This window comes from Penaeicola halotolerans (assembly GCF_016464625.1).
Lineage (GTDB): Bacteria > Bacteroidota > Bacteroidia > Cytophagales > Cyclobacteriaceae > Penaeicola > Penaeicola halotolerans.
In genome coordinates this window covers 40444-62490 of the sequence record NZ_JAEAGO010000002.1, presented here as the reverse complement: position 1 = coordinate 62490, position 22047 = coordinate 40444, and the positions used below count along the sequence as shown (strand labels likewise).

14 protein-coding genes are annotated in these 22047 nt (G+C 41.5%); 11 read left to right on the top strand and 3 right to left on the bottom strand.

The genetic code is table 11. The annotated features are described in order from the left end of the window. The first annotated feature begins 107 nt into the window (after positions 1-107). From I5349_RS04540 to I5349_RS04530, 3 genes are all read left to right on the top strand, one after another. Positions 108-1394 carry a peptidoglycan DD-metalloendopeptidase family protein gene (locus I5349_RS04540; RefSeq protein WP_226389553.1) on the top strand — a complete coding sequence of 429 codons (1287 nt, stop codon included), beginning with the start codon at positions 108-110 and terminating at the stop codon, positions 1392-1394. A 133-nt stretch (positions 1395-1527) separates the two neighbouring features. Beyond that, complete coding sequence (locus I5349_RS04535) at positions 1528-3759, top strand: patatin-like phospholipase family protein (RefSeq protein WP_226389552.1); 2232 nt, start codon at positions 1528-1530, stop codon at positions 3757-3759. Between the two features lie 76 nt (positions 3760-3835). After that, entirely contained in the window at positions 3836-5899 is a 2064-nt protein-coding gene (locus I5349_RS04530; RefSeq protein ID WP_226389551.1) for an OmpA family protein, read from the top strand. A 19-nt stretch (positions 5900-5918) separates the two neighbouring features. Here the strand turns inward: I5349_RS04530 and I5349_RS04525 are convergent, their stop codons facing one another. Next, positions 5919-6059 carry a hypothetical protein gene (locus tag I5349_RS04525; protein WP_226389550.1) on the bottom strand — a complete coding sequence of 47 codons (141 nt, stop codon included), beginning with the start codon at positions 6057-6059 and terminating at the stop codon, positions 5919-5921. Positions 6060-6222: 163 nt separating this feature from the next. Here I5349_RS04525 and I5349_RS04520 point away from each other — a divergent pair, with 163 nt between their 5' ends. Next, the gene (locus I5349_RS04520; RefSeq protein ID WP_226389549.1) at positions 6223-7599 is read left to right on the top strand and encodes a sodium-dependent transporter; all 1377 of its coding nucleotides are present in this window, start codon (positions 6223-6225) and stop codon (positions 7597-7599) included. A 102-nt stretch (positions 7600-7701) separates the two neighbouring features. Next, positions 7702-9135: an aldehyde dehydrogenase family protein gene (locus I5349_RS04515; protein WP_226389548.1), complete on the top strand. Its 1434-nt coding sequence runs from the start codon at positions 7702-7704 to the stop codon at positions 9133-9135. Here the strand turns inward: I5349_RS04515 and I5349_RS04510 are convergent. Beyond that, a complete protein-coding gene (locus tag I5349_RS04510) occupies positions 9132-11333 on the bottom strand; it encodes a T9SS type A sorting domain-containing protein (protein WP_226389547.1) in 2202 nt (733 codons plus the stop codon). The genes I5349_RS04515 and I5349_RS04510 overlap by 4 nt on opposite strands. Before the next feature lie 211 nt (positions 11334-11544). On the opposite strand from I5349_RS04510, the gene I5349_RS04505 reads away from it, so the two are divergent. Beyond that, on the top strand, positions 11545-12711 hold the full coding sequence (locus I5349_RS04505; protein WP_226389546.1) for a lipoprotein N-acyltransferase Lnb domain-containing protein: 1167 nt from the start codon (positions 11545-11547) through the stop codon (positions 12709-12711). On the opposite strand, the gene I5349_RS04500 is transcribed toward I5349_RS04505, so the two are convergent. Beyond that, positions 12694-13200, bottom strand: a complete 507-nt coding sequence (locus tag I5349_RS04500) for a regulatory protein RecX (protein ID WP_226389545.1) — start codon at positions 13198-13200, stop codon at positions 12694-12696. The two genes, I5349_RS04505 and I5349_RS04500, sit on opposite strands and share 18 nt — an antisense overlap. Positions 13201-13347: 147 nt before the next feature. Here I5349_RS04500 and tpiA point away from each other — a divergent pair, with 147 nt between their 5' ends. The 5 genes from tpiA (at position 13348) to aspS (ending at position 21953) form a co-directional block, all read left to right on the top strand. Then, the gene (tpiA, locus tag I5349_RS04495) at positions 13348-14109 is read left to right on the top strand and encodes a triose-phosphate isomerase (RefSeq protein WP_226389544.1); all 762 of its coding nucleotides are present in this window, start codon (positions 13348-13350) and stop codon (positions 14107-14109) included. Between the two features lie 39 nt (positions 14110-14148). Beyond that, positions 14149-14979, top strand: coding sequence for a 50S ribosomal protein L11 methyltransferase (gene prmA, locus I5349_RS04490; RefSeq protein WP_226389543.1), 831 nt, complete (start codon positions 14149-14151; stop codon positions 14977-14979). 2 nt (positions 14980-14981) lie between these two features. Next, complete coding sequence (locus I5349_RS04485; RefSeq protein WP_226389542.1) at positions 14982-19472, top strand: hypothetical protein; 4491 nt, start codon at positions 14982-14984, stop codon at positions 19470-19472. A gap of 3 nt (positions 19473-19475) precedes the next feature. Further along, on the top strand, positions 19476-20111 hold the full coding sequence (plsY, locus tag I5349_RS04480; protein WP_317194224.1) for a glycerol-3-phosphate 1-O-acyltransferase PlsY: 636 nt from the start codon (positions 19476-19478) through the stop codon (positions 20109-20111). A gap of 93 nt (positions 20112-20204) precedes the next feature. Then, on the top strand, positions 20205-21953 hold the full coding sequence (aspS, locus tag I5349_RS04475) for an aspartate--tRNA ligase (protein ID WP_226389541.1): 1749 nt from the start codon (positions 20205-20207) through the stop codon (positions 21951-21953). The last annotated feature ends 94 nt before the right edge of the window (positions 21954-22047 follow it).

The window sequence follows — 22047 nt, the reverse complement described above, 5'->3', positions numbered from 1 at the left end:
ATCAGGACTTTTACACACGAAAATTCTTCCTCAAAGACGTTATCAGAAAAGTACAATTGTTTATATTTCGTCAAATTAGGGGTTAACGACATCAATAGCGGCTTCACATGAGAAAACTAATACTGCCAATTTTACTGGTAATTGCTGTAGGGGGATATTACATTTTTAGCATCAATAAGGCAAATGATCAAGAGACCATAGAGGCACTCAAGCAAGAAATAACTGTGGAGGAAGAGGTCATTCCTGCCACTGAGTTGATATTTGGCATTGAGCTTACTAATCTGGAGATCCACGAAGGTAAAGTCACTCGTAACCAAACCCTGTCGAGCATCCTTTCCCCTTTCAATGTGCCATACCAGCTGATCGATGAGCTGGCCAAAAAATCTCGGGAAGTATTTGATGTCAGAAGAATCGCTGCTAACAGAAAGTATACTATCCTCAGACCTAAGGATTCTCTTTCATCTCAAGCCGCATATTTCATCTATGAGCCTAATCCTATGGAATATGTCGTCTACAAGCTCAAAGATAGCGTAGAGGTGTACAAGGAAGCCCGTCCAGTTACTTTCTCAGAGCGCTCTGTGTCAGGTGTGATAGATCGTAACCTATACCTCAATATGATAGATCAAGGAGTGACGCCAGATCTGATAGATCAGTTTGCAGATATATTTGGCTGGCAGTTGGACTTTCAGCGAATCCAAAAGGGGGATAAATTCAAAGTTATCTATGAAGAAAAGATTGTAGATGGACAAGTGGTGGGGATAGGAGAAGTGAGGGCGGCATATTTTCAGCACTTTGGCAATGACTATGTGGCCATACCTTTTGAGCAAGATGGACAAGTAGACTACTTCGATGAAGATGGTCAAAGCTTGAGAAAGGCATTTCTTAGAACCCCAGTAAAATACTCAAGAATCAGTTCGCGCTATACTCAGCGAAGATTTCATCCAGTGCAGAAGCGCTACAAAGCTCATCTAGGGACAGACTATGCAGCACCTACAGGCACAGAGATCCGTACAGTAGGAGATGGTATCGTAGAGGAAGCACGCTATAGTCAGTACAATGGCAACTATGTCAAGATCAAGCACAATGGCACTTACTCTACGCAGTATCTACACATGTCGCGTATAGCTTCTGGTATGAAGCCTGGCACTAAAGTGAAGCAAGGTCAGGTGATCGGATATGTAGGAAGCACAGGTTTGGCTACTGGTCCACACTTATGTTTTAGATTTTGGAAAAATGGTCGCCAAGTGGATGCCCTCAAAGTTGAGTTGCCATCTGCAAATCCTATCAAAGAGGAAAACATGGCTGCTTATAATCAGCGCAAAGCTGAGATCTTACAGTTGATCTCGAATGTTCCTTTTCCTGATGAAGACCCTGTATTAGTGATAAATAATTAAGCCTAGATACTAGCGAATAGTCTCCCTGCGCTGTATTTTTGGTTTTGGTAAAAAGACTCAAAACCCAATGAGGAAAGCGTATTTTTTATGGAGCCTTTTATTTTTTTCGCAGGTAGTATTTGCTCAACAAAAAGTGGGTTTAGTACTCAGTGGAGGTGGCGCTAAAGGTCTAGCGCATATAGGCGTACTCAAAGCTTTAGAGGAACATGATATCCCTGTCGATTATATCGTAGGAACTTCTATGGGGGGTGTAGTGGGAGCACTTTATGCCTCTGGATATTCACCAGCTGAGATTGAGCGGATTGCTTTGTCAGACAATTTCCAAAGATGGGTAAATGGAGGCTCGGAGAGTTTGTACTTTAGAGATGCGAGTGATTTTCCAGACAATTCTAGTTTGCTTTCTGTTGATTTTTCATGGAAAAGCCTTTTTAAGCTTGAGTTAAACTCTCCTTTAGCAAATGACCTGAGCTTGAACCTAGCGCTAGAGGAACTTACTGCTCAATCATCTGAAGTAGCTAATGATGACTTTGATCGACTGATGATTCCATACAGGGCTATGGCTGCTGATGTTTTTACCCAAAAGCAAGTCATCTTGGGCGAGGGTAATCTAGGAAACGCCATGAGAGCGACCATGTCAGTGCCATTTTTTTACCGCTCTATCAAGACTGACGGGCGATATCTCTTCGATGGTGGATTATATAATAATTTTCCTGTAGATGTGGTCGAAGACTTGTATCAACCTGATGTCACGATAGGGGTCAATGTAGCCGTCACGCGTTTTAAAGAGTATCCAGAAGAGGGTGATGAGGAGCTCATGTCAGAGTCTTTGCTTTTTCTCTTTCTAGACAAGACCGACAGCACTAAACTGGGCGAGAAAGATATCTACATCGAACCAGATCTAGAAGGTTATACAGCGATCAGTTTTGAGTCAGTCAGTGAGCTCATCGAGCGAGGCTATCAAATGGCTATCAAAAAAATGCCTGAGCTGAAATCAAAAATAAGTACCCGAGTAGCTAAAAAAGATGTAGAGAAAAAGAGAGAGACCTTTAAGAAAAATTTCAAACCACTTATCATCAAGGACATTAAGTTGTACAATTTCACAGATGAGCAAGAGAAGTTTGTGCGGAACTACTTCAAGTCCAAAGATGGATTTTATAAGCTAGATGGCGTCAAAAATGCTTATTTCAGTTTGATCTCTGACAAGCATTTTAAAAATATCTATCCAAATATCAACTGGGATGATGATTTAGGAGGCTATGTGTTTGAGCTATATGGTAAGCCTGAGGATATCCTGACAGTAGATATTGGAGGTAACTTGTCTACTCGAAATACAAGCCATGTCTATGTAGGCTTGAGAGCTTACCAGTTTAAGCGTTTTCTCAATACCACAGGTATAGATCTGTACTCTAGCCGATTTTTTACCTCTGTCAGAGCGTATTCGAGATTTGATATTTATCCTAGAAGAGGTCTTTTTATCAAGCCAGAGTTCGTTTACAATAATTGGAACTATGTAGATGTCAAAGATTTTCTTTTTGACAATGCGAGCCCTACTATACTTAATCAGTATGACAGAAGATTTGGAGTAAGTATAGGTAAAGCTACAGGGATCAAAAGTGAACTGACCGCAACGGTTTCTGTAGTGAATAATACGGACTATTATAGCAATAGTATAGATGCTACCACTTCTGACATTTTGGATAGGTTATCATTTTTTGGGACACATACCAAGCTACAGTTGAGTAGGTATAGCCTCAATAAGCGACAGTATGCCAATAAAGGATCAAATTATAATATCAACATTCAAATGATCCAAGGGAGAGAAAACTTTAGTCCGGGGACTACTAGTCTAGACTCTGTAGATAGTCGGACCAATCATTTCTTTTTTAGGCTAAACTTTACGTTGGAAGAGTATTTTAATATAAGTCCGCTTTATTCCTTTGGTTACTTGACTGAGTTTACACTTTCCAATCAGTCACTCTTTAGTAATTACAAAGGTACACTAGTCAATACGCCTGTATTTCAGCCATTACAGGATAGTCCAGCATTTATCAATGCAAATTTTAGAGGGTTTAGCTATGGGGCATTAGGTGTAAGAAATGTATTTCACTTGAGTAGTAAGATAGACTTGAGAGCCGAAGGGTATCTTTTTTCCTCATTGAGAGAGTTGGAGCAAAGAGAAAATCAAGAGGCTAGATTGAGACCTGTGGCATTCACGCCAAGACTCTCAGGCTCAATAGGTGCAGTGGTGCACTCTCCTTTTGGGCCAGTTAGTTTAAGTGTGAATTACTACGATGAACCAAATAATCGTTGGGGAGTCTTCGCTCATTACGGATATGTGATTTTCAGAAAAAAATCTTTAGAATAGTATTTGTTTTCAAGGATATTTTTATCTTTATCAAAACAATCGACAAATTTCATCATACAAAACAAATTTACAGCAGTTGAAAAAGACTAATTTATTGATTGTCTTATTGTTTATTGCCAACTTTTCCTACTCTCAACAAATACAGTGGGCTTCTAAAATCATCGACTTTTCTTCCGAATGGGCCCCGAAGCAAAATTCAGCCAAACAAATTCTAGGTGAACCAAATGCATATCCTCAAGCAGGTGAGCATCCCTCTATTTGGATCCCTGGTGTACTAGGCGCCAAAGCCTACGTCAAAGTCTCTTTTGACAGTGCACAGTTTGTCCGGCAAGTTGCGATCGTTGAGACCCTCAGGCCTGGGTACATAGACGAAGTCTTCTTGTATGACGAAAAAGACAAAGAGTACAGTGTTTACAAAAGTGACCCTGTCGGCTCCCCCCTCGAAAAAAATATCCTCAAAATCACTCTCCCCCTCACTTCTTACAAAGTTAAGTCTCTCAAAATCAGCCTCAATACTCGTGGGCTAAATGAGAAAGTAGGCATCGATGCAGTTGCTATCGGGGATGATGAGTTTGAAGTAAATAAAGATATTCTCATTTTGCCAAACATGTCCGAAGTCCTCAATATGAGGAAGTCAAGCATGACGATCAATTCTCCTTATCAAGAAATCAGCCCACTCGTATCGCTTGATGGAAAGATGCTTTTCTTCTCTAGAAGGGGGGATCCAGAAAATATCGGTGGTATCACAGACCTAGAAGACATCTGGTATAGCTGGAGAGATGAGGCCATGGAGGATTGGGACAAAGCCATCAATATGGGCAGACCGCTCAATAACTCTAGTGCTAACTTCATCGCTTCTGTAGGTTCTGATGGAGATAGACCGTATTTGATCCTTGGCAATCAATACCTCGGTGAAGACTATATGGAGTCTGGGATATCGATTAGCTATTGGGAAAATGACAACTGGGGTTTACCCAAATCCTTGTTTATCAAGAAAGAAAATAATAAATCACTGCGAGTGAACTACTACCTCAGCTACAATAGAAAAATCCTTTTGATATCAGCTGAGCGAACAGAATCGCAAGGAAATCGAGACTTATACGTCTCGTTTTTATTGCCTGAAGGTACATGGTCGGAGCCTTCTTCGCTCGGTACTGCGATCAATACTGCTGGAGAGGAGTTTGCGCCTTTTCTCGAAAGTGATAATAAGACACTCTACTTCTCTTCATCAGGACACCCCGGCTATGGTGGCTATGATATCTTTGTGACGACTAGACTAGATGATACTTGGAAAAACTGGTCTACACCTTACAATCTAGGGCCTCAGATTAATAGCAAGTATAATGATCAATACCTGCATATCTCAGACATACTGGGTAAAGGGCTCATCACTAGAGATGATAGTTTGGGGAATGCAGATATCTATGAGTTTGACCTGCCGATCAATAATCCACCTAACCTCATGGTCAAGGTGAGAGGTAAGGTATTGGACTCTAATTCTAATATTCCACTAGGTGCGGATATTGTCTTTGAGAGGTTAAGTGATGGTACTATCGTAGCACGTACTAAGAGTGATCCGGTCACTGGTGAGTATGAAGTATCACTTCCTATTGGTGAAGAGTATCTATATAGAGCTTTGATCGAGGGCTATCTGCCTATATCTGTCGCAATAGATCTACGCAAACTACTAGATGATAAAGCGGTAAGCATACCAGAAAGCGGCATAGAGATCAGTGATCTGATGGCAGGAAATGATAGCTTCGAAGGAAATATCTATCCAGTCAAAGCGATCAAAGGAAATAAGGCTGCTGTCAGACATATCTTCTTTGATTTTGACAAAGCTGTGTTAAAGCAGAAATCCTTTAAAGAGCTAGATCGTATCGCCAAATTCCTCCTAGATAACCCAACTATAGAGATAGAGGTGAGCGGGCATACAGACAGCATAGGAGATGATGCATACAACCAGAAGCTTTCAGAGAAGCGCGCTCAGGCAGTCAGACAATATCTGATTGAAAAAGGAGTGTCTGAAAATAGGCTAACAGCAGTTGGCTATGGAGAAGTATATCCAATATCTAATAATATGTTCTCTTTTGGTCGAGAACTCAATCGAAGGGTTGAACTGATGATCACCAAAGAATAAACCAACAAAAAAGGGAGCTTTAAGCTCCCTTTGATTTTTTATGCGCACGTCTGGCGTGCCTTTCTTTCTTGATTTTCTGTATGTAGTTTTTGAGCATGTTCAGTTTCAAGTTTGGCTTGATATGCTCACTACTGATGATTGATTTTAAACTGATATCCATCACATTTCTCCTTTTATATACATATATAACGCCTCCTGAACACAAAAGGTTAGCTTTTGAGGATTCTCTCAAATACAATTTTGACAAATCAAGTACTTTAGATTTGTTTTCTTTTGAGGAAAAGCTCATTTTCATGGCTTCATTTTAATTATTGTGAAAAGATATGGCAGCAAGAGGAGGTTTTTCTAGCAGATTAGGGTTTGTATTAGCAGCGGCAGGTTCAGCAGTAGGTCTAGGTAACATTTGGAAGTTTCCCTATGAGACTGGTGAAAATGGCGGTGCTGCATTTTTGTTAATTTATATCCTCTGCACATTCTTGATTTGCTACCCGATCATGGTAGGAGAAATCGCCATCGGTCGCAGAGCTCAATCTGATGCTTATGGATCATATAAGCTCCTTGGGGGAAAATCTTGGGGTTTTCTAGGTCTATTTGGAATCCTATGTGGAGTTATGATTCTCTCTTTTTACAATGTAGTTGCTGGCTGGGCCTTTGGATATTTCTTGGAGATATCATTTGGAGACCTGCTAGAGACGCCAAGTTTTGGAGATTTCTTTGGGACGTACGTGGCAGATGTGTCTGACAACCTGATCTTTTCTTTGGGTTTTATGTTGATTACGGCATTTATAGTGGCCAAAGGGGTAAAAGGTGGTATAGAAAAGGCCTCTAAGATCATGATGCCGATGCTTTTCATCATTTTATTGGTTTTGATTGGCTATAGCTTGACACTTCCTAATGCGATGGATGGTGTTAAGTTTTATCTCTTACCGGACTTTTCAGAGTTGAATTTAGAGACTATTTACTCAGCGGTGGGTCAGGCTTTTTTCTCCTTATCATTAGGCTTGGGAGGATTGATTACTTATGGATCTTATGTAGAGAAAAATCAAAACATCACGCAGTCAGCGACTATGATTACTTTTATGGACATAGCAGTTGCTTTTTTAGCGGGATTACTGATTTTTCCTTTGGTATTTTCTCAAGGTCAAGAGCCAGCGCAAGGACCAGGACTTGTTTTTATCGTACTTCCAGGCATCTTTCAAGCGATGGGGCCTATCTTGGGCAAAGTGATCGGTGGAGGCTTTTTCCTATTACTTTGTTTTGCGGCATTGACATCCACGATTTCGCTTCTAGAAATCCCTGTAGCCTATATCGTAGACCAGAAAAAAGTAGCACGTAAATGGGCTGTATGGGGTATGGCACTTTTAGTATTCTTGATTGGATTGCCAAGTATGTTATCTCAAGGTGCTGTAGCGGCTTTCTCTTCGCTCCCTTTTTATGGAGGAAAATCCACCCTGGATTTTGTGGCGGAAGTTTTCTCAGACATAGGATTGCCATTAGGAGGATTTTTGATGTCGATCTTCATTGCGCACAGATGGAAACTAGCTGCGCTCACTGATGAAATAGCACAGGGGAATGAAAGCTATCGAGGAAGCTTTATGAATAAGTATATCAATTTTGTCATAAGCTATATCGCACCAGTGGCATTAGGACTATTTTTTCTCGTGATCTTAGCTGAGAAGATTTTTGGGTTTTCCTTTTAATAATAAAAAGCAAATTGATAAATGAGCGCTTCTCTGTGATGAGGGGTGCTCTTTCTTTTGTTTATGCCACTCATGTTGTAACTTACCACAAAAGCATACCTCATGGAAACACTCGCATATCTCAGACTCAAGGAGACTATTCAAGATACTTTCGACAAGCAAAAGGAGCAAGCGATCAGGCTCAGGTCTAGCAATGCTGAAGAACGACTGGTTAAGTTGAAGAAACTCAAAGAATGGATACTGACCCATAAAGATGCCATCAGAGAAGCACTCTATCAAGACTTTAGAAAACCAGCTGCTGAGGTAGACATGACTGAGATCTATGTGGTCCTTGCAGAGATCAATCATGCCCTCAAAGATCTGAAGAAGTGGATGAAAGATGAGCCTGTTTCTACTCCACTTAGTTTGCTAGGAACTTCTTCTTATGTCCAATATGAGCCAAAGGGTGTATGTCTCATCATCGCACCATGGAACTATCCATTTAATCTGATGGTGGGGCCATTGGTGTCTGCTATAGCCGCTGGGAACACAGCGATTTTGAAGCCATCAGAGATGACTCCTCATACAGCTAGACTCCTCGTTCAGATGGTGGGAGATCTTTTTTATCCTGCTGAGGTAGCAATTTTTGAAGGAGAAGTGGAGGTCTCTACCATGCTTTTAAACCTGCCTTTTGACCATATTTTTTTTACAGGAAGTCCTCAAGTAGGCAAGATCGTCATGCGGGCTGCAGCAGAGCACCTGACCTCCGTTACGCTAGAGCTTGGAGGAAAATCTCCTGCAATCATTGATGCTTCTGCTAACATAGCAGATGCGGCTGGTAAGATTGTTTATGGGAAATTTGTCAACTGTGGGCAGACTTGCATAGCGCCTGACTATCTGCTAGTACATGAGTCTAAGATAGCACCGCTCATAGATGCTATGAAGGAGCAAATCGATAAAATGTACAATGCAGATGATAAAGGAATTCATGCATCGGCTGACTACGCAAGGATAGTGAATGAAAAGCACTTTGATCGCTTAAATGAGATGCTCAATGACGTACAAGCCAAAGGCGGGCAGGTGATCAAAGGAGGAATGGTGAATAGAGCAGATAGGTATATGGAACCTACTTTGGTTTTAAATCCATCAGATGATTCACAAATCATGCAAGAGGAGATATTTGGTCCAATACTACCTATCAAAACCTATCAAAATATTCAAGAGGCGATAGATTTGATCAATCAAAAGCCTAAGCCATTAGCACTCTATGTGTTTTCTCAAGAGAAAGAATGTAGTCAAGAAGTGCTAGAAAAAACCTCTGCAGGAGGTGCATTGATCAATGATTGTGTGCTACATTTTTTGCACCCAGAGTTGCCATTTGGTGGAGTCAATAACAGTGGTATAGGAAAAGCACATGGCTACTTTGGTTTTAAAGCTTTTAGCAATGAAAAAGGGGTCATGAAACAGCGAACAGGCTTGACCGCTACTAAGTTGCTACATCCTCCTTATGGAGCCAAGGCTAAAAGGATCATAGATACCATGATCAAGTACCTTTAGTCTCTTATCAGTCGAAAACTTTGTATTTGTTGACCGCTTTTAATTTGTAAAATATATATGCCTTTAGGTGCCGTGACCAAAAATGATTCTATACTGGAAGCACCTCTCGAGATAGAGTCTTTTACCTTTACTTTAAGTTCTCCATACATATTGTGCAGACTAAAGGTGTGCTGATCATGAGTTAATAAGGATGGATCAAGTAAAGTGATGCTCAACCTACCTTGTCTATATGGGTTTGGATATACAGCCCAAGAGGTTTCAGTCTTTGCTTTATAATCAATACTAGCTTTAATTACTGGGCTGTATTCATAAGCTCCATCATAGTCGATTTGCTTTAATCGGTAATATAGATTTTGATTTTTGACAGGGACAACATCGTCTATATATTGATAGGCTTTAGGCGTAGTTGTTGTACCATGACCATCAATGAGGCCTATTTGCTCAAAGTTCATTGCACTTCCAATGGATCGCTCTATTTCAAAGTGAGAATTGTTTTCTTCACTGGCTGTTTGCCATTTCAGCTGGACGCTATTCTCTACTTGTACTGCTTGTAAATATACCAATTCTACGGGGAGTGTTGAGTTGGTATTAGTAGAAGAGACATAGAAGTTGCCAGAGAGATTATTGAGAGATATACCAGTTCTATTAGCTACGAAATCACCTCCTATTAAACTTCCTACAGTATTGCTTCCAGGTGCGCTGCTGTTTAGCCTTGTGATGCGTATTTGATCTGCACTGGCTATATCCATCCCTCCAGCAGTCAAGCTTAGCGATGCTCCAGTCAATAGTGAACTCCCCTCACGGACGATATTCCAAGCAGAAGTATTGACCCTTCTGATGGTGGCGAGACCGTCTAAGAAGCTGACATTATTGACAGTCTCGGAGAGTGTATGACTGAAAGTAAAAGCATTTCCAGAGGATAGAAAGCTTGCACCATTGATACGAATGGTTCGATTGAAAGGGCCTACCCAAAAAGGAATGGTGATGGTGAGATTTTCACCATTGGCATAAGATTTTCGAACTGTCCCATTGGCATTAATTCTTCCATTAGTTGTTGTAAGACTTGCACTATTCCCTAAGTTAAGCTGAAAGTTGTTAAGATTGAGTATACCAGCATTGAGCGTCAGGTTATTAGTGATTGTCAAATTAGTCAGCAGTGTAGTATTGCCTGTAGATTTGTCTATGGTCAGTCTAGGAGCATTAAGATTAGTTAGTTGTTGATTGCGATTTCCTGTGAGTGATAGACGGAAAGTACCAGATAGGAAAGTTCCAACAGCTCCGATGAAGTCGCCTTGGAGCACAATATCATCTCTAAGCTCAAGTTCACGCCCAAACACATTGACCAAATCCCCTTCATAAAGGTTAGGAGATACTCCTAGGCTGATTTCATTGAGACTATTTTGCTTTTCATCTCTTGTGTAGCGAACTGTCCCTTGTAGTATGACTTGGCTATACTCGATGGATGGATTGAGTGCATCTATGTCAAAAGTACCACCTGCCTCCAGCGTAAAGCTATTGCCCACTCCAGTTCCACCAGCATTAAGTGCAGCAATAGTACCAGAATTAGACTGTAGGATAGCCCCGCTTTGGATAGTTAGATCCTGTGCTCCGATGTTATTGTTTCCAGCGTTGAGTCTTCCGCTGATAAGCCTAAGTTCACCTACTTTGATATTGGTGAGCAGAGTGACAATTTGACCAGGATCGAGGTCTATAAGGAGTCTAAAGGCGTGATTAGTGCCAGCAGACCAAGCACCTGCTGAATTATTTAAGTCACGTGAAGATCCTTTGATAAGAATAGCGCCAGATGGATTACCTTGGATCCATCCACTGCCGATATTGACACTGCTAGGTAATCCAGGCGCAGATCCCGTGAAGGCATTTAATGTCCCAAATACTTCTAAAGTAAAATCAGCGAGTAAGAGTACCGCATTGGTGCCAGCATCACCATTGAGGTAGAGATTACGACAGCTTTCTGTTTGGGTAAGATTGACTTGTGCATCAAAGTTGAGATAGACATCATCATTTAGTGCAGGTTTTTGTGTGGCAGCTACCCAAGTAGTACCATTATATGTCTCCCAAGTAGAGGCCTCATTCCAATTCCCATTTTGAATCGCGTTGCGATAGTCCCCTATAGTCTGCCCATTTGAAGGGAAATAGAGACAGAGAAAAATGTATATGATCAAAAAATAGCGATTCATAATGCATTTATTAATATATATGTCTTATAAGTATTATTAAGACTTTTAAAATTGTTTTAATATATAAAAATATGTTTAAAATTATATAAAATTAATATTACTTTATTGTCACTAAGATTTTTGATCGACTAGATTCCATCAGGTTGCTTGGCTATGTCTGAGCGTGCGCTTTCATTTTTTTATGTATGTTTGATATTTAAAACCAAATGGCATGAGAAGTCTAATCCTTAGTATTTTAATTCTAGTCTTTTGTCAGCAAGTTCAAGCGCAGCAGTTAAGTGATCAGGCAAAAGTCAGCCTCCTAACTTGCGACCCTGGGTCTGCGCTATATTCAGCTTTTGGGCATAGTGCACTTAGGGTACATGATCCTGTGATGGGCTTAGACTTGGTATTTAATTATGGCACTTTTGATTTCAATGCACCGGGCTTTTATGTCAATTTTGTCAGAGGTAAGCTCAACTACTTTTTGGCAGTAAATAATTATGAAAATTTCTATAGAGCTTACTACAGAGAGCAGAGAAGCATGCGGGAGCAGGTTTTGAACCTTTCTGAAGATCAGAAGCAAGAGGTTTTTGACTTTTTGATGATAAACGCTCAAGAGGAAAATAGATACTATCAGTATGATTTCTTTTTTGACAATTGCGCTACGAGGATACGGGATGTCTTGCAGACTGTTTTGGGAGATCGATTGAAGATACCCGTACAGGAAAGTGACAAGACCTTCAGAAATCTGATCGATGAATATTTAGGCAATATGCCGTGGGCTGACTTTGGGATAGACTTGGCGCTGGGGAGTGTGATAGATGAGGTGGCTACATCTGAAGAAGCCATGTTTTTGCCAGACTACATGGAGTCTGGATTTGCTGAGGCGAGTATCGTAGGAGATGGTCCTACACGCCCACTTGTAGCTTCGCAAGAGGTCATTTTTGATTTTGAACCAGTAAATGAATCAAGCTTGCTGGTATCACCTAGGATTTTCTGGATTTTACTCTTGATTGGTGTGGTATTGTCTTACGTTAGCTTTAAGAGAAACCGGATTTTTAGAGGGTTTGATATTGCATGGACTTTGGCTTATGGTCTCTTAGGACTCTTGGTCGCTTTTCTTTGGTTTGGGACGGATCATCAGGCTACCGCTGGAAACTGGAATATCCTCTGGGCAATGCCTACTCACCTTTTGCTCGCTGTGGCACTTATTAGAAATAAACCACTTGCATGGCTTTCTAAATATCTCTTAGGGGCGATTATTATAGTAGATGCTGCCTTGCTCGTGTGGGTTTTTGGTGTGCAGTCCTATCATGCAGTTGCTTTGCCGCTGATCGTATTAGCGCTGCTGAGACTCTATGTGCTTTATAGCAGATGGTTACCGCGACTCAAGTGATTTGACAGCTTCCCAGACGAGGTCTGTTTCAAAGCCCCTGCTCATGAGGTATTGTGCTAGTTTCTGTTGTCGGATATAGTCATTCGGTGCGGTAGTTTTGCTCGCTCTCTGCTCAGCCACCGTGCAGAGTGTGTTCCAATATTCCTCTGGGTCGATCTCCTTCATGCCAGATTTGATACAGTATTCAGAGATATTCTTTTGTTTGAGCCCTTGGAGTATTTTGATTCTTCCCCACTTTTTTATCCTAAACTTTCCCCTGACATAGCTTTGAGCAAATCTTTCTTCATTTAAAAATCCTTCAGTAATCAACCAAACGATCAGTTCATCTACGTCATCTGAGGACAATTGATATTCGTAGAGCTTAGTCCTGACCTCTTGCTGACAGCGCTCTTGATAGGCGCAGTAGGCGGCTATCTTTTCCTTAGCAGCGGCAGGGGTGAGCTTTTTGCGCACTTTCTTTTTGTTTTCACTAAAGTCGTAATAAGCCATGGGATAAATTTATTCAATTATTAATAAAATGACGAATGATTGCTTTACTCACTTGATCCGCTTTGCTTTTATATACCTTGTCCTTTCTCTTATTTTGCTAAATTTGTCTGATCAATATTCAAACCTATCTAATACAAACGCACAATCATGAGACAAAAAATAGTAGCAGGAAACTGGAAGATGAATAATACATATGACCAAGGCTTAAAGTTAGCCTCTGAGGTCATCCATATGGTACAAGATGAGGTCAAGTCAGATGTGAAAGTCATCATGTGTGCACCTTTTATCCATCTATCTGGTGTGAGTAAGCTTAGTCAAGGTGTAGCACAAGTCCATGTAGGTGCGCAGGATTGCAGTGCCAAAGAGGCAGGAGCATACACTGGGGAAGTCTCAGCAAGTATGTTGAAATCTGTAGGGGTGAGTCATGTAATCATAGGACACAGTGAGCGCAGAGAGTATCATGCAGAGTCTAATACACTTTTGACTGACAAGGTTAAGCAAGCTTTGGCAAATGGTTTGACTCCGATATTTTGCTGTGGAGAGCCTTTGGAAATTCGTGAAGCTGATCAACAAAACGCTTATGTCAAGCAACAATTGACAGAGAGTCTTTTCGATTTTAGTGCGGAAGATATTCAGAAGATGATCATCGCTTATGAACCTATATGGGCGATCGGTACTGGTAAGACAGCGTCATCCGCACAGGCACAAGAGATACACTTGGTGGTCAGGGAGCATCTAGCTGCACAGTATGGTAGAGATATTTCGGATAATATATCTATTCTTTACGGAGGTAGTTGTAAGCCAGACAATGCGCATGAGCTGTTTAGTCAGCCAGATGTAGATGGAGGTCTCATCGGAGGCGCGTCCTTAAAATCTAGAGATTTCGTAGATATCGTCAAATCATTTTAATTCACATAAGCCCTTCATCGGGCTTATTTTCTATAGCTTATGAATTACCTTTCTTTTCAGATCACTTGCCAGTTAGACTTTGTAGATATCCTAGTAGCAGAGCTATCAGAAGTGGGTTTTGATTCATTTTTGGAGACAGATACTGGTCTTGATGCCTATGTCGAAGAGAGCCTATTTGATAGGGCTACCTATCAAGAAGTAATAGATCGCTATGAGGAGATCGCTTCGATCATTGTTACAGAAGGTGTCTTGGAGAAAAAAAACTGGAATGAAGAGTGGGAAAAAAGCTACGATCCTATCATCGTGAGTGAAAAAGTACTCATACGAGCGTCTTTTCATAAGCCACAGCCAGCATATCCATATGAGATTTTGATCAATCCTAAGATGTCCTTTGGCACGGGTCATCATGCCACTACACACTTGATGATAGAGCATCAGCTGGAGATCGATCACCAAGGCAAGCGCGTCCTAGACATTGGATGCGGAACAGGTATCCTAGCGATCATGGCACGAAAACTGGGAGCTACTGATATAGAGGCTTTTGACATGGATGAATGGTCTGTCGAAAATAGTCATGAAAACTTCCTACTCAATGAAATGCCAGATATCAAATTAGCTCAAGGAATCGTTACTACAGTGAATCCTACGGGCGCATTTGACATATTGATTGCGAATATCAATAAGAATGTTTTGCTCAACGAGATGGAAGCTTATGTGAAGCTAGCAAAGGAAGGCACTTACTTGCTTTTGAGTGGGTTTTATGAGACGGATATCCCACAGGTACAAGCAGAGGCTGAAGCTTGTGGATTTACATTAGATCAAAGTAAAGTTCGAAATGACTGGGCAGCTTTAAGATTGATAAAGGGATAAATATGAAAGCAATCAAGTGTGTTTTAGTCCTAATACTCATCGCGAGTCAACAATTAGGCTTCTCTCAAGGAGCTACGAGAGATGCTGTGGGCGAGCTAGTGATCAAAGTCAAAGGACTGCGCACTGCCGAAGCTACTGCTTTGGCTCAGAAGTTTGAGACTGCATGGGCTGATGGTAGTTGGACGGGTAGTGAGCGAGATGAGATATCAGCAGCGAGTGCAGTTTTGCTGGATTATAATTTTTCCTCTGAAACGGGCAAGTCCATGTTGGCGGTATTATTTGCGATCAAAGAAGGTAATGTCTTACCTAGTTCTGAGAAATCTGTAGCACTCAAGACTGTGAGATGGATGCTGGAAAATAGGTCTCAACCTGAGATCATTGCTTATTATAATAAAATGGCAGATTTTGCTACTTCTGGAGTTTTTCTCAAAGGCAATGGCTATCAAGCAAGCATCTCAGGAGGAAGCATGCAACTACTCTATCCAGACAATGCCATGGATAGCGAAGAATACTATGCTCCTGATCCCTCTATAGCGCTCAAAGGAACTAGTATTCAGATCACAAAAGGTGCAGAAAAATCCACACTAGAAAACACTAAATTCTTTTTCACTTTTGGCAATGACTTCGCTTATGGCGAGGCAGGCAACTATATCTGGCCAAGCTCTAAGAGCAATGGTCAGAATATCTCGGTAGCACTTCAAAACTATGATTTCAATTTTTCCATGTTAGAGCTAAGTGGAGAAAGTGCCGTCATGACCCATCCTGCTGTAGACAAACCCATCGAAGGGACTTTCAGGTATGTAGTCAAAGGTCCAGTAGATACCTCTAGTCCAGCTTTTAGATCTTACAATAATGACTTGCCTATAGACTATGGCATGGGATCCGAGATCAAATTTACGAGTGGATTTTCCCTAGTCGGAAGTAAGCAAAGCAATGCAGGTCTCTACAGTGCCAAGACTGAAATGGAGTATTATAGAGGGTCTGAGCTGGCCTTCAAAGTGGCTTCACCATTTTTCAACATTGATAAAGTCAATGGCCGAGTCTCTAGTGATCCCGCCAGTGTGACGATTTTTCATGGAGCTGACTCGATCTATCATCCTGGAGCTATCGTACGATTCGATGCTAAGACTAAAGATCTTTCCTTAGAGATCAGTGAGGTGGGTGCTTATCGCTATGCCAACTATCACCTGAGTATGTTTGAGATGGAGCTGATGGCACAGACGATGAACTGGACACTAGATGGTGATACGCTCGGTTTCAGTGTGCTCAGAGGAAAAAGTGAAATCCCTACGATGGCGATTTCCAAAAACTATTTCAACAGAAAGGAATACCTTCAGCAGTCATATATGCTAGACTTTCATCCGATAGGATTGCTCGCTAGCTATGCTGAAGAAAAAGGTGTGCGTGAGTTTTTTATCGGTGATTTAGCTTTCGAAAAAGGCAAGAATGAAAATACACTTGTCACGATCTGCGCTTCACTAGATGCAGAAGGCTTTATCTCCTTTGACAGGTCAAGTCGCTATGTGATTATCAAGGATAAACTTATCCATGCTTTCGAATCATCCACCAGAAAGACGGACTATGATAATATCTTGATACCCTCTGTATCGGATGAAAAATACAGTGCTTACGTTTTGCTTAGTGACAATACGCTCAACCTAGTAGGGGTAGACAAGTTTTATGTCAGTGACTCGATAGACATGGTGATCACGCCTGAGGATAAATTGGTGACAATTCATCCAAATCGTAGGATAGGATTTGATGGAGGGATAGAGTCAGGAAAGTTTGCTTTCAAAGGAAAGAAGTTCATGATGGACTACGATACCTTTGCAATCAATCTAGAACAGATCGATAAGATACAACTCAAAATAGAGAATGAGAATAAGGAAAAAGTGGAGATTGATAATGAACTCACAGAGACGAGCGGTATTCTTTACATCAATGAACCAAATAATAAGTCCTTCTTAAAACCCAAGCCAGAATATCCAAAATTTGCTTCATTAGATACGGCCAAGGTCTTTTTTGATTCTGAGAAAACACTGGATGGAGTCTATGGAAGAGAAGTGTTTTTTGATGTGCCGCCATTTGAGATCGATAGTACAGTGACTTCAGACCCTGCAAAGATCAGCTTCCAAGGGAAGTTCGTTTCTGGAAAAATCTTTCCTGAATTTGAGGAAAAGCTCAAGATACGACCTGACAATTCACTTGGCTTTAGTCACGAAACGCCCGCTGAGGGTTATGCTGTCTATGAGAGCAAGTCGACTTTCAGTGGAGCGATCAGTATGGATAAGTCTGGTATCAAAGGCTATGGCGAACTAAAACACATGAATGCTACGCTGGAGTTAGAGGATGGCACTTTTTTCCCTGACTCACTCATAGCCAAAGGCAAAGGTGGTAGCATGATAGCTGGCAGCTATGAAGGCATCTCTACTCCTCAGATGGATTTACCAGCGCATAGACTTAAGTGGTTTCCTGGATTAGATAGTATGCGACTAGGGACGATCTCGGAGCCATTCGCTTTTTACCAAAAACAAGGAAATCTCAAAGGAGAACTCTATCTCACGAAGAACGGAGTCAAAGGTCAAGGAGACTTTGATATCCTAAATACGCTCACTAAATCGACTGATTTCACCTTCAAGGAAACAGAGATGATCGCGCGTGGGGCGGACTTTACGGTAAACTCTAATACTGGAGGTAGGGCTTTGCTGAAAGGAGACAGCGTCAAGCTCAACTTCAACTTCGCAGAAAACTATGCTGACCTCCAGTCTGAAGATGCGGGTAAGGCTAGCTTAGAGTTTCCTTATGCGTACTATAAGACATCCATTCCGAATGCTCGCTGGGATCTCAATGCTGAGAAGATCATCATGAAGAAGCCAGAGAGTACGCCACTCGAGGATAGCTACTTCTACTCTACTAGAGAAAGCATGGATTCGCTTTCTTTTAATGGTACGGATGCCGTCTATGACATCGCTAAGCAAGAGCTTGAGATCAGCGGTGTACCTTATATTCTAGTAGCGGATGGCAAGATTTTCCCAGCAGAAAATAAGCTAACCGTACTCGAAAACTCTAAGATCAGACAGCTAACCAATGCAAGAGTAGTCCTAGATGCTGAGAACGAATACCACACGATCACCAATGCTTCCATCGATATCATTTCAAAAAATAGGATGGAAGGAGAGGGGTTCTATCAGTTCATCTCTCTTGGAGATACTTTCAATATCAAGTTTAGTAAGTTTCAGTGGATCGAGCCTGCAGGAGAGAAACCTTATACACAAGCAACAGGAGTAGTTTTAGAGAGAGAGAATCTAGGGCTTTATCCAGGCTTTAAGTATAAAGGCGATCTCATCATGAAAGCCAACAAGCCAGGACTGGAACTAGAGGGATATATCAAAGTAGACTTGAAAAAACAAGGTAAGCTAGAGTGGATCGCTTATAAAGCTTCTGCAGAGCAGCCAGAGATATCTCTAGACTTTGATCAAGCAAAATCAGAGGATGGAAGTCCCCTCACCGCAGGACTTTATTATTCTAACTATGCGCTATATAGTACTTTCTTGGCAGCTACTAAAAGGATGGATGATGAGCTTTTCTTCAGACCATCGGGCAATCTGACTTTTGAAGAAGAAAAAGGAGAGTATCGTATAGAAACACCCGCGAAAGCTAAAGGAGAGCAATATAATGGTCAGATGTATGCCTACAATGAAACTACAGGTGAGGTGAAGTTTGAAGGAAAGATGAACTTCAGTAATGATAAACGCTTGGCGATGGTAGCTTCTGGTATTGGCTTAGGTAATGCTGATAGCAGTACTTTTGAGATAGATGCTTTCATAGGTTTCAAGTGGCCAGTCAATCCAGAAATGATCTCAGGAATGGCCTCAGAACTGGCTAAGCTAGTGCCTAGACTTGGGTTAGAAAAAGCAGATGGAGACTTGACTTCTTACTTGTACAAAGCCTCCGAATTTACAGGTCATGCGAATGCCAAAGCCTATGAAGAAGCCATCGCTACTAAAGACACCTCACTCGTGGGTTACTCTCCAGAGCTGGCTGCTATGCCACTAGTACTATCTGGTGTAGATCTCAAGTGGTCTAGAGAGCGCAAGGCATTTTATAATGAAGGTAAGATCGGCATCTCCAATGTGCTAGGCACCTCGATCAATGCTAAAGTCCCAGGCTTTATGGAGCTCAGAAAATCAGATGAGGGAGATTTCTTCACACTTCTGCTACATGTGACAGCAGGTGAGTGGTACTATTTTACTTATGATGGTATCAGACTTTCTATTGCTTCTTCTAATAAGGTCTTTTATGACTTGGTAAAAACAAAAAATAATGCGCTATCTGCTAAGATTGGAGAGTTTACCTATTTGCCAGCAGATCTCGAAGAAGCGCAACGCTTCGTGGATAATTTCCGCAAGACATACTTCGGTATCGTAGAGAAATACAACTTGGATGTGCCAGCGCAAGAAAAAGCACCAGTTGAGAAAAAAGATGGATTTTAATAAATGATGATGACATATATGACGATAGGCCTCTACTTGTTAGGGGCTTATTTACTTGGATCGATTCCTACAGCTGTATGGGTAGGAAAGGCTTTTTATAACATAGATGTGAGAGCGCATGGTAGTGGCAATGCTGGAGCTACCAATACTTTTAGAGTTTTGGGTAAAAAGCCTGGGTTTGCTGTCTTCCTGATAGATGTGCTAAAGGGCTTTGCTGCGGTCTCACTTAGTATTTGCATGGTGGATCAATCACTCATCAGCATGGAGGCTGCCTTCTATTATAAACTCGTATTAGGCGCATTGGCAGTGGGGGGTCATATTTATCCAATCTTTGCTGGCTTCAAAGGAGGCAAAGGCGTAGCTACGGTTATGGGAATGGTATTGGGCATACAGCTAGTAGCTACACTAGCTAGTTTTGTGGTCTTTTTGATTTTGCTTAAGATCACTAAGTATGTCTCACTAAGTTCTATGTTATCAGCCCTGTGTTTTCCTTTGATGCTGCTTTTCGTTCCTTATTTTCAGCCAGTGGATCAGCGTTTAGTCATTTTCGGTTTTGTGGTGGTGGTACTGCTTGTATTTACCCATAGGTCAAATATCAAGCGTCTTTTAGCTGGTACAGAGAGTAAGGCAAAAGTTTAAATATTCTCATTGATCCATTAAAATAGTTTTAGGTCGATTGGTGCATTGCTGTAGACCTTCTATCTTTGTTTTTTTAATTAAAAAATCAATCAAATGCTCAGAACACATACTTGTGGAGAACTCAGAATAGCGCACGTAGGTCAGTCAGTAACACTATGCGGATGGGTTCAGCGCGTCAGAAATAAAGGAGGGATCATTTGGGTAGACTTGAGAGATCGCTATGGTCTGACACAGTTGATCCTTGAAGACGGTCAGGTATCATCAGAGTTGCTGGATAAGGCAGCATCACTAGGTCGTGAGTTCGTCATCCAAGCCCAGGGTGTTGTTTCAGAGCGTTTTTCTAAAAATGATAAAATTCCAACAGGAGATATAGAGATCAAAATCCAATCGCTCGAAGTTTTGAATCCTGCTAAAGTACCACCATTTATCATAGAAGATGAGACAGATGGAGGGGATGAGCTGAGGATGAAGTATCGCTACTTAGATCTGCGCAGAAATGTAGTCAGAGAGAAGCTACAGCTTCGTCATCGCATGATGCAAGAGACAAGAAGATACCTAGATGCACAGCAGTTTATAGAGGTAGAGACTCCTGTACTGATCAAATCTACTCCTGAGGGAGCTAGAGATTTCGTAGTGCCCAGTAGGGTCAATGCAGGGGAGTTTTATGCCTTGCCCCAGTCTCCACAGACTTTCAAGCAGCTGCTCATGGTTAGTGGCTTCGATCGCTACTTCCAGATCGTCAAATGCTTCAGAGACGAAGATTTGAGAGCAGATAGACAGCCAGAGTTTACTCAGATAGACTGTGAGATGTCTTTTGTCAGTCAAGAGGATATTTTGTCAACTTTTGAAGGGCTCGCTAGACATCTTTTTAAAAATGTAAAAGGTGTAGAATTGAAGGACTTCCCAAGGATGACCTTTGCAGATGCTATGAAGTATTATGGTAACGATAAGCCTGATACACGTTTCGATATGAAATTTGTCGAGCTCAATCAAGTGGCTCAAGGTAAAGGATTTGGCATATTTGACAGTGCTGAGCTAATCATCGGTATCAATGCTCAAGGTGCTGCCGAGTACACTAGAAAGCAACTTGATGAGTTGACCGAATGGGTAAAGCGCCCTCAGATAGGTGCTAAAGGACTCGTTTATGTGAGGTATAATACTGACGGTACGCTGAAGTCTACAGTGGATAAATTTTTCAACCAAGAAGATCTTAAAGCTTGGGCAGATGCTATGGGTGCAAAGCCAGGTGATCTGATGCTACTGCTTAGTGGAGATACGGCTACTGTGAGAAAGCAAATGTCAGAGCTTCGTCTGAAAATGGGGGAAGATTTAGGGTTAAGAGATCGCAATATATTCAAACCCCTTTGGGTGATAGATTTTCCACTGCTAGAGTGGGATGAGGAGACTAAGCGCTACCATGCGATGCATCATCCATTTACTTCTCCGAAGACAGAGGACATCCCTCTCCTAGATACAGATCCAGGCAAGGTCAGAGCCAATGCTTATGACATGGTGATCAATGGTGTGGAAGTTGGTGGAGGTTCGATCCGTATCCATGATAGAACGACACAGTCACTGATGTTTAAGCACCTTGGCTTTACACCAGAAGAGGCGCAGAAGCAATTTGGTTTCTTATTGGAAGCGTTTGAATTTGGAGCACCACCACACGGAGGTATCGCCTTTGGATTTGATAGACTCTGTGCCATGTTTGGTGGGTCTGATTCGATCAGGGATTATATCGCTTTCCCAAAAAATAACTCAGGTAGAGATGTCATGATAGACTCTCCTAGCACAATAGCAGATGAGCAACTCAAAGAGCTGCATATCAGGGTAAATATCTAATCAGAGACCCCGTCACATGACGGGGTTTTTTTATGCATAGGGAATTTTATACGCATCTATTACCTTATATGATGTAGCATTCATTTTTCATAGT